9 protein-coding genes are annotated in these 9,054 nt (G+C 72.5%); 5 read left to right on the top strand and 4 right to left on the bottom strand.

Annotated elements, in window-relative coordinates:
- From QM633_RS15405 to QM633_RS15425, 5 genes are all read left to right on the top strand, one after another.
- Window positions 1–1,710 (top strand): aromatic amino acid lyase (locus QM633_RS15405; protein WP_415154647.1); only part of this gene is annotated, 1,710 nt, incomplete at its 5' end.
- The gene (locus QM633_RS15410; RefSeq protein ID WP_415154648.1) at window positions 1,694–2,797 is read left to right on the top strand and encodes an ABC transporter ATP-binding protein; all 1,104 of its coding nucleotides are present in this window, start codon (window positions 1,694–1,696) and stop codon (window positions 2,795–2,797) included. The genes QM633_RS15405 and QM633_RS15410, both read left to right, overlap by 17 nt.
- Window positions 2,798–2,835: 38 nt before the next feature.
- Window positions 2,836–3,498, top strand: coding sequence for an ABC transporter permease (locus QM633_RS15415; RefSeq protein ID WP_415154655.1), 663 nt, complete (start codon window positions 2,836–2,838; stop codon window positions 3,496–3,498).
- Window positions 3,495–4,235 (top strand): ABC transporter permease, encoded by a 741-nt coding sequence (locus QM633_RS15420; protein WP_415154649.1) that lies wholly within the window; start codon window positions 3,495–3,497, stop codon window positions 4,233–4,235. The genes QM633_RS15415 and QM633_RS15420 overlap by 4 nt, the downstream gene beginning before the upstream one ends.
- A gap of 30 nt (window positions 4,236–4,265) precedes the next feature.
- Complete coding sequence (locus tag QM633_RS15425) at window positions 4,266–5,189, top strand: ABC transporter substrate-binding protein (protein WP_415154650.1); 924 nt, start codon at window positions 4,266–4,268, stop codon at window positions 5,187–5,189.
- A 35-nt stretch (window positions 5,190–5,224) separates the two neighbouring features.
- Here QM633_RS15425 and QM633_RS15430 read toward each other — a convergent pair whose 3' ends face one another.
- From QM633_RS15430 to QM633_RS15445, 4 genes are all read right to left on the bottom strand, one after another.
- Entirely contained in the window at window positions 5,225–5,830 is a 606-nt protein-coding gene (locus QM633_RS15430) for a class I SAM-dependent methyltransferase (RefSeq protein ID WP_415154651.1), read from the bottom strand.
- The gene (ilvA, locus tag QM633_RS15435; protein ID WP_415154652.1) at window positions 5,827–7,068 is read right to left on the bottom strand and encodes a threonine ammonia-lyase IlvA; all 1,242 of its coding nucleotides are present in this window, start codon (window positions 7,066–7,068) and stop codon (window positions 5,827–5,829) included. The genes QM633_RS15430 and ilvA overlap by 4 nt, the downstream gene beginning before the upstream one ends.
- Before the next feature lie 133 nt (window positions 7,069–7,201).
- Window positions 7,202–7,720 (bottom strand): NUDIX hydrolase, encoded by a 519-nt coding sequence (locus QM633_RS15440; RefSeq protein ID WP_415154653.1) that lies wholly within the window; start codon window positions 7,718–7,720, stop codon window positions 7,202–7,204.
- 83 nt (window positions 7,721–7,803) lie between these two features.
- Window positions 7,804–9,054 (bottom strand): DNA recombination protein RmuC (locus QM633_RS15445; protein WP_415154654.1); only part of this gene is annotated, 1,251 nt, incomplete at its 5' end.

Consider the following 9,054-nt stretch of genomic DNA (forward strand, 5'->3'; position numbering starts at 1 on the left):
CCGCAGGCGGCCGCCGCCATGCCGCCCGACCCGGCCACGCCCGCCAGCGGGCCACGGGATCGCGTCCCGGCCTCGCTCGCCTGCCCGACTACCGGTGGCCGGATGAGCGCCGAGCGCCGCGTCGTCGTGCTCGGCTCGACGCTGACCCCCCGCGACATCGCCGATGTCGCCATCGGCCACGCCGTGGTCGCCGTCGACCGGCAGGCGATCGACGCCCGGCTCGCCCGCGCCCGGGCCGTCGTCCAGGCGGCGCTGGACGCGGGCGTGCCGACCTACGGGCTCAATCGTGGGCTGGGGCCGCTGCGCGACAGCGAGATCCCGCCGGAACTGATCGGCGACTTCCAGCGTTACGTGATCGTGAGCCACGCCGCGGCCATCGGCGAGCCGCTGTCCCGGATCGAGGGCAGGGCCGCGCTGCTGGCGCGGCTGAACACTCTCGCCGCAGGAGCGTCCGGCGCCTCCGTCGGACTCTTCGACGGCCTGCTCGCCCTGCTCGACCACGACGTCATCCCTGCGATCCCCGACCAGGGGTCGGTCGGCGCCGGTGACCTGTCCCAGCTCGCGGCGGTCGGGCTCGTCCTGCTGGGGGAGGGGCGCGCCTGGCTGCCGGGGCAGGACCGGACGGCCACGGGCGCCGAGGCGCTCGCCGCGGCGGAGCTCGCACCGCTGCGCCTGGCGGCGAAGGACAGCCTCGCCCTGGTCGGCTCGAACGCGATCTCGGTGGCGACCGCGTCGCTGACCCAGCGTCGGGCGTCCCTGATCGCGGAACGTGCCGACCTCGTGGCCGCGCTCACCGTGGAAGCGCTGGGCGCGAACCTCAGCCCGTTCGACCCGGCGGCGCTGGCGGCGCGGCCGCACGCCGGACAGCAGCGGAGCGGACGACACGTCCGGGCCGCCGTCGCCGGCGGTGACCTCGCCGCGGGACGGCGGGCGTCCGCATCCGTGCAGGACGCGGTCTCGCTGCGCACCGTCCCGCAGGTGCACGGAGCACTGTTCGACCAGCTCGAGCACCTCGAACAACTGCTGGTCGTGGAGCTGAACTGCGCGCCCGACAACCCTTTCCTCGACGTCGAGCGGGGCGTCTTCGTGTCCAACGGCAACTTCTCGATCACGAATCTCGCGATCGGCTTCGACGCGCTGCGGATCGCGCTCGCGCACGTGGCCACGCTCGCCGAGCGGCGGGTGGCGCTGTTGGTGAAGAGGCTGCGCCAGGGCCTGCCGCTGGCCGTCCAGGTGCAGGCGGTGACCGCGGCGACCGGCTATGTCACGCCGGTCATCCTCGCCCAGACGGCCTCGGCCCTGGTCGCCTGCGTCAAGCATCTCGCGACCCCGATCTCGCTCACCGGCACGACTGTCGGTGACGGGGTGGAGGATCATTCATCGATGGCCTATCCGTCGGTGCGGGTGAGCGAGGAGGTGCTGGACGTGATCGAGCAGTTGCTCGCGGTCGAGGCCCTGCTGGCCGCGACCGTGATCTCTGTGCACCACGGGCACGGCACCGTGCTGGGCGCCCCGGTGGAACGGCTCAGGGCCGCGATCATCGAGGTCACCGGACGCACCCAGGTGACTGCCGAGGTGATCGACTGGGTAATCGAGGCCCTGAGGCGCGAGCGGAGGGGCGACGACCTGGCCGAGATGCGCGCACCGAGGGTTCGGCCACCCGCGGCGAACCACGACCAGGAGGTGGCCAGGCATGATCAGCTTCACTGACGTGACCAAGGTCTATCCGGGCGGCACCACCGCCGTGGGTGGGCTGAGCCTGGTCGCGCCGACCGGCCGGATCACCGTGCTGGTCGGGCCGTCCGGGTGCGGAAAGACCACGTCGCTGCGCATGATCAACCGGATGATCGAGCCGACCTCCGGCACCATCGAGATCGACGGACGCGACACGGCCACCCTCGACGGGAACGAGCTGCGCCGAGGCATCGGGTACGTGATCCAGAGCGGCGGGCTGTTTCCGCACCGCACGATCCTCGACAACATCGCCACCGTCCCGCTGCTGCTCGGCTGGTCGAGGACGAAGGCGCGCACGGTCGCCTCCGAACTGCTCGAACGCGTGGGGCTCGCGCCCGAACTCGGCCGCCGGTACCCGAACCAGCTCTCCGGTGGCCAGCAGCAGCGCGTCGGGGTGGCCAGGGCGCTGGCCGCCGACCCGCCGGTGATGCTGATGGACGAGCCGTTCAGCGCGGTCGACCCGGTCGTCCGGGGGCAGCTCCAGGAGGAGTTCCTGCGGCTGCAGTCCGAACTCGGCAAGACCATCGTCTTCGTCACCCACGACATCGACGAGGCGATCAAGCTGGGCGACCAGGTGGCCGTGCTGCGGGTGGGCGGGACACTCGCCCAGCTGGCCAGCCCCGCCGACCTGCTGGCCGATCCGGTCGACGACTTCGTCGCCGACTTCCTCGGCCGTGACCGCGGCTACCGCGGGCTGGCGTTCCAGGCGGCGCCGGCGCTGCCGGTCAGCGCCGAGCCCACCGTCGTGCTGGGGACGCCGGTACCGGACGCGCGCCGCGTCGCCGGCGATCAACGGTGGCTGCTCGTCGTCGACGGGGCCGGAGCCCCCGTGGGCTGGATCGAGCCGGCCCGGCTCACCGGTCCGGTGTCCCACGCCGACCTGCACCGGGGCGGCACGGTCGCACCGGCCGGAGGTTCGCTGCGTTCGGCCCTGGACGCGGCGCTGTCCGCGCCCAGCCGCCGCGGCGTGCTGGTCGGCGACGACGGGCGCCTGGTCGGAACCGTGCGTGCCCACGACGTGCTGACGGCGATCGAGAGGGAGCCGGGGGGTGGCGGATCGTGACCTGGTTCCTCGGCCACCTCGACCAGATCGGCGAACTGATGGCCAACCACGCCGTGCTGGCGGTGGTGCCGCTGGTCATCGGGCTCGTCCTCGCCGTCCCGCTGGGTTGGCTGGCGCGGCGCTACCGGGTGCTGCGGACGCCGCTGATCGCCGGCACCGGGCTGCTCTACACGATCCCGTCGCTGGCCCTGTTCATCCTGATGCCGCTGATCCTCGGCACCGGCATCCTCGACCCGGTCAATGTGGTGGTGGCGCTCACGATCTACACGGTGGCGCTGCTGGTGCGCACGGTCGCGGACGGGCTGGCGTCGGTACCCGAGGAGGTGCTCCAGGCGGCGACCGCGATGGGTATCGGGCGGGTGCGCCGCTTCTTCGGCGTGGAGCTGCCGCTGGCCGTTCCCGTGGTCGCGGCCGGGCTGCGGGTGGCGGCGGTCAGCAACGTCTCGATCGTCTCGGTGGCGGCGCTGCTCGGCGTCCCGCAGCTGGGGTCGCTGTTCACCGACGGTTTCGCGCGGGACTTCCTCGACCCGATCGTCGTGGGGATCCTCGCCTGCATCGTGCTGGCCCTTGCCCTCGATCTGGCGATCCTCGCCGGCAGCAGGGTGCTCACGCCGTGGCTGCGTGCCTCGCGCCCGGCGGTGGCACCGAGTTCCGCGCCTCCGCCACGCTCCGCCGAGCACCTCCGCGGGGGGTCCAGATGAACCTGCTCTGGACCTGGCTGAGCGACTCGGCGAACTGGCAGGGTGCCGACGGCATCCCTGTGCGGGTGGCCGAGCACCTGCTCTATTCGGTGATCACCCTGGTGCTGGCGGCGCTGGTCGGCATCCCGCTGGGGGCGTGGATCGGCCACACCGGGCGCGGCCGTGTCGTGGTGGTGAACCTGGTCAACGGCATGCGCTCGGTGCCCACCCTGGGCCTGCTGTTCATCGCCGTGCTGGTCGTCGGGCCCCTGCTGGGCGGCGACATCGCCTTCCTCGTGCCGTCGATCTTCGTCCTGGTGGTGCTGGCCATCCCGCCGATCCTCGCCGGCGCCTACGCCGGCGTCGAGGGCGTCGATCCAGGTGCGAGGGACGCCGCGCGCGGCATGGGGATGCGGCCCGCCCAGGTGCTGGTCCGGGTCGAGGCGCCGTGCGCGCTTCCGTTGATCTTCAGCGGACTGCGGTCCGCGGCGCTCCAGGTCGTGGCGACGGCGACGCTCGCCGCGTCCGTGAGCCTCGGAGGGCTGGGCCGCTTCCTGATCGACGGCCAGGCCTACCGCGACTACGGGCAGATGGCCGGCGGCGCGCTGCTCGTCGCCGTACTGGCGATGCTGGTGGATCTCGGCTTCGCCGCGGTGCAGCGGCTGGTCGTCTCGCCGGGTCTCGCGCCGGTCCGAGCGTCGCGACGCCCAGGGCGTCCGGCCGCGCGAGCCGCGTCCCCTGCCGCCGAACCGAGTTGACCGTGCACGACCCAACGAAAGAAGGATGAGATGAACAAACCCCTCGCACTCGCCGCCGCCGTGGTCGCGGCCCTGACGCTGGCGGCCTGCTCGTCCGGCGATCCGCTGGCCACGCCGGCGCCGGGGAGCGCCACCCAGAGTTCCGCCGCGGCGGTCTCGGTGGTCGTCGGCTCGGCCAACTTCCCCGAGAACGAGCTGCTCGCGCAGATCTACGCCCAGGCGCTGAAGGCCAAGGGCGTCAACGTCAGCACGAAGCTGAACATCGGCTCCCGCGAGACCTACGTGCCTGCTCTCAAGAGCGGGGAGATCAACCTGCTCCCCGAGTACACCGGTGCATTCGCCAAGTACCTGGACCCGAACGCCGACACCAGCACGACCGAGGCCGCGCTGGCCGCGCTGACCTCGGCGCTGCCGGACACGCTGACCGTGCTCGACCCGGCACCCGCGCAGGACAACGACTCGATCACCGTCACGCGCGCGACCGCCACCCAGTACAACCTGACGACGATCGAGGACCTGGTGCCGGTCGCTGGGCAGCTCGTGCTCGGCGGCCCGCCGGAGTGGAAGAACCGCAGCTACGGCATTCCCGGGCTGCAGAAGACCTACGGGCTGGAGTTCAAGTCGTTCAAGGCGCTGGACACGGCCGGGCCGCTGACCGTCCAGGCGCTGAAGAACGGCCAGGTCCAGGCGGCGAACCTGTTCACCACCGACCCGGCGATCAAGGCGAACGACTTCGTCACGCTGACCGACACCAAGAGCTTCTTCGGCTCCCAGAACGTCATCCCGGTGATCACGAAGTCCCTGGCCACTCCCGAGGTGACCTCGGCGCTGAACGCGGTCTCGGCGAAGCTCGACACCGACACGCTGGCCACCCTGGTCAGCAAGGTCGTCACCGACAAGCAGGACGCCGACCAGGTCGCCGCCGACTGGCTGACCAGCGTCGGCCTGGCCTGAGCCCCGACCGCCCTCGCCCGCTCCCGGGCCGGCCGTCACTGCGGCCCGGGGCGGGCGGGCTTTCGCCACAGCAGGGCGTAGCGCCACAGCGGCAGGTGGCGCCAGCGGACGCCGGGGAGGACCCGGCGGGCGAGCCGGCGCACCTCGCCGTAGCTGTGCGGCGGTGGCCAGACGGTGGGAGCGGTGTGGTCCCAGAAGCCACGGGTACGGCTGAGCACCTGGTGCTGGGCGATGCCGGCCACCTCGTAGGCGTAGTCCAGCGGCGTCGTGCTGCGGGCCATCCCCACAACGGCCAGCAGCCCGCCGGGCGCCGTGAGGTCGGCCATCCTGGCCAAGGCGCGCGTCGTGTCGGGGAAGTGGTGCAGAACGGCGATCGACGCCACCACGTCGAACGTCCCGGCGAACCGGTGGGTCAGCGCGTCCGCGTGAACCCAGTCGACGGCGGGGTCCTCCAGACGCGCCCGCTCGAGCACCCCGGCGTCGAGGTCGATCGCGGTCACCTCCGGCACGATCCGGTGCAGGTCGCGCGCCAGCAGGCCGTCCCCGGTGCCGACGTCGAGCGCGGTGCGGGCACCGGCGGGAACCGCGTCCAGCACCAGCCGGTGGTAGTGCAGGTTGTGGTTCCAGCGGTCCCCGGTCACACCAGGAACCGGTAGAACGGGCTGTCGGAGGCCACCACCTCGAAGGTGATCGGGCTCGCGTCCATCCGCATCAGCAGGTTGCCGAACGAGTCGGGATCGCCGAGTTCGATGCCCACCAGCGCGGGGCCGGTCTCCCGGTTGCTCCGCTTGACGTACTCGAAGTGGGTGATGTCGTCGTCAGGCCCGAGGACCTCGTCCAGGAAGCGCCGCAGCGCGCCGGGCTCCTGCGGGAAGTTCACCAGGAAGTAGTGCTTGCGGCCCTCGTAGACCAGCGAGCGCTCGACGATCTCGGCGTACCGGGAGACGTCGTTGTTGCCCCCCGACACCAGCACCACGACGGTCTGGCCCGGCTCCGGGCGGAAGCTGCCGAGGCTGGCCGCGGCCAGCGCTCCGGCCGGCTCGGTGACGATGCCCTCGGTCTGGTACAGCGCGAGCATCTCCGAGCAGATCCGCCCCTCGGGGACGGCGACCAACGCCGGACCGCAGCGCTGCACGAGGCCGAAGGTGAGGTCCCCGACGCGGCGTACGGCCGCGCCGTCGACGAAGGTGTCCAGCTCGCCGAGTTCGACCGGGTGCCCGGCCCGGAGCGCGGCCGCCATCGACGCCGCCCCCGCAGGCTCGGCACCGACGACCTTCGTGGCCGGATGGCGCTCGGCCAGGTAGGTCAGGCAGCCCGCGATCATGCCGCCGCCGCCGACCGGGGCGACCAGCACGTCCGGGGAGTAGCCGAACTGGTCGACGATCTCCCGGGCCACCGTGCCCTGGCCGACGATCGTGCGGGCGTCGTCGAACGCGGGAACGACGATCGCCCCGGACGCCGCCGCCTCGGCCGTCGCCGCCGCGGCCGCGGCGTCGTAGGTGTCGCCGACGACCGCCAGATCCACCCTGCCCTCGCCGATCGCGAGGATGCGTTCGCGTTTCTGGCGCGGTGTGGTGGCGGGGACGAAGATGCGGCCGCTGATGCCCAGCTGGGCGCACGCGAACGCCACCCCCTGGCCGTGGTTCCCCGCGGACGCACAGACGACGCCGGCGCGGCGCTGGTCGGGCTCGAGCTGGGAGATCAGGTTGTAGGCGCCACGGATCTTGTAGGAACGGACCGGCTGGAGATCCTCGCGCTTGAGCCAGACGTTGGCCCCCGTCGCGGCGCTGAGCCGCTCGTTGCGCTGCAGAGGGGTGCGGGTGACCACTCCGGCCAACCGCTCAGCGGCCTCGTCCACGGCCCGGGCGTCGATCGTCACCGGCCCATTCTGGCACCGGGCCGGGCCTGTGGTTCTGCACCGTGGGCGGGTTTCGGGACGTCGCATCGCAGGCGTCCCCGCTCCGGCGTGCGACCCCGCACCGGCAGGGCCTCGGGCCCCGTCCCCGGCGGCGTCATCCGCGCGACACGATCCACGCCGGGGAGGTCCCCAGGCGGGGCAGTTCGGTCGCGAAGAACGCCGGGTGGGCGGGCCGGTCCCGACCGTACGTGGCGAGATCGACCCACTCGTGCCACTCCCGGACGCCGTCGAGGGTCGTGCCGGCCGCCGTCAGGGCCATCCCCGGCTCGTAGCGCATCACGAAGTAGAAGGCGAGTTCGTGGCACTCCCGTCCGCGGAGGCTGGCGGTGGAGTCTCCCGCGAAGAAGTTCTCGTGGATGAACGCGAGCCGGTCGACCTCCATGTCGACGCCGGTCTCCTCCCGCACCTCGCGACGAACGGCGTCCTGCGCGGTCTCGCCGTGACGGACGCCACCGCCGATCGAGTAGAAGTAGGGCTCCACCTCGTTACGGGCCATCAGCACTCTGCCCTCGTGCAGGATCACCGCCGCTGCCCGGTAGCGGAACCACCGGCCGTCCTCGTCGAAGGTGCAGTCGCGCTGCCCCAGCCCGCCGTCGGTCCCGTCCTGTGCCACGGGGCCGAGCGTAGCCCCGCCCCGCCTGCCGGTCGGACGGGGCTGCCTCGGCCGGGTCCCGCCCGGGGGCTGCGGCTCGCGGCTCAGGCCGTCTGGGCGCCCGCGTCCGGCGGCTGCCCGGCCTCGCCCGCGAGCAGGTCGTCCAGTTCCGGCTGGGCTCGCACCAGCAGCTCCTCCGCGGAGCGGCTGCGTCCGATCATCGGAGTGACGACCACCGCGTCCTCGACGAGCTCCGCGCCGGTCAGTGGGCGCACCGCCGCCTCGACCACGCGGACGGGGTCGAGCTCCTTCTCGGTGACCTTCAGGTCGCGCAGCTTCCTCGCCGTGGGGAAGACCCGGCCCTCGATCGAGCCGACCGCCTTGTTGTAGGAGTCGACCGCGGAGGTGAGCGAGCGGCCCACCTTGTCGAAGTGCGAGCCCAGCGTGCCCAGCCGGTCGTACAGCTCCCGGCCGAGACTGAACACCTCCTGGGCGGACTCGGCGAGCGCGGCCTGGCGCCAGGAATACGCGATCGTCTTGAGCATCGCGATCAGCGAGCTCGGCGTGGCCAGCATGACCGCGCGGTCCGAGGCGTACTCCAGCAGCGACGGCATCCGGTTGAAGGCCTCCGCCGCCAGCGCCTCGCTGGCCAGGAACAGCACCACGAACTCCGGTGTCCCCCCGCCGTCGGCCTTGTAGTAGTCCTTGCGGGAGAGCTGGTCGACGTGCGTCTGGACGTTCCTCGCGAACTGGCCCAGCAGCCGCGCCTGCTCGGCGGGATCGGACGCCTCCTGGGCGTCGAGGAACGCGCTCAGCGGCACCTTCGAGTCGACGTAGATGAACCGGCCCTCGGTGAGGGTCACCTTCAGGTCGGGACGGATCGTCGCGCCGGCCGTGGTGTGGGTGGTCTGCTGCTGCACGAAATCGCAGTGCTCGACCATGCCCGCCAACTCCACCACCCGCTTGAGCTGCAGTTCGCCCCAGGCCCCGCGCACCTGTGGCTTGCGCAGCGCGGTGACCAGGGCCGCGGTCTCCCTGCGCAGGCTCTCGCCGGTGAGCCGGACCTCGCTGACCTGGCTGCGGAGCTCGGCGGACAGGACCACGCGCTCCTTCTCGACCTCGGTGAGCCGGTCGTTGAAGCGCTGCAGGCTCTCCCGCACCGGGGTCAGCAGCTGGTCGGTGGCCTGCTGGCGCGACTGCGCGGACTCCTCCAGTTGACGGGTCTGGCGCTCGATGGTCTCCGCCGACAGCGCCTTGAACTGGTTCAGCAGCTGCTCGCGGTCGGCGGCGACCTCGGCCGCGCGCTGGACCGCGGCGTCCCGCTCGGCCAGGGCGCCGACCACGGCGGCGCGGGC

The organism is Propionicimonas sp. (assembly GCF_047606205.1).
Classification (GTDB): Bacteria; Actinomycetota; Actinomycetes; order Propionibacteriales; family Propionibacteriaceae; genus Propionicimonas.

What these genes read in the sequence shown, in the direction of transcription:
- QM633_RS15420 (WP_415154649.1), top strand. Translation starts at nt 3,495, where the DNA reads ATGAACCTGCTCTGGACCTGGCTGAGCGACTCGGCGAACTGGCAGGGT.
- QM633_RS15415 (WP_415154655.1), top strand. Translation starts at nt 2,836, where the DNA reads ATGGCCAACCACGCCGTGCTGGCGGTGGTGCCGCTGGTCATCGGGCTC.
- QM633_RS15425 (WP_415154650.1), top strand. Translation starts at nt 4,266, where the DNA reads ATGAACAAACCCCTCGCACTCGCCGCCGCCGTGGTCGCGGCCCTGACG.
- QM633_RS15410 (WP_415154648.1), top strand. Translation starts at nt 1,694, where the DNA reads ATGATCAGCTTCACTGACGTGACCAAGGTCTATCCGGGCGGCACCACC.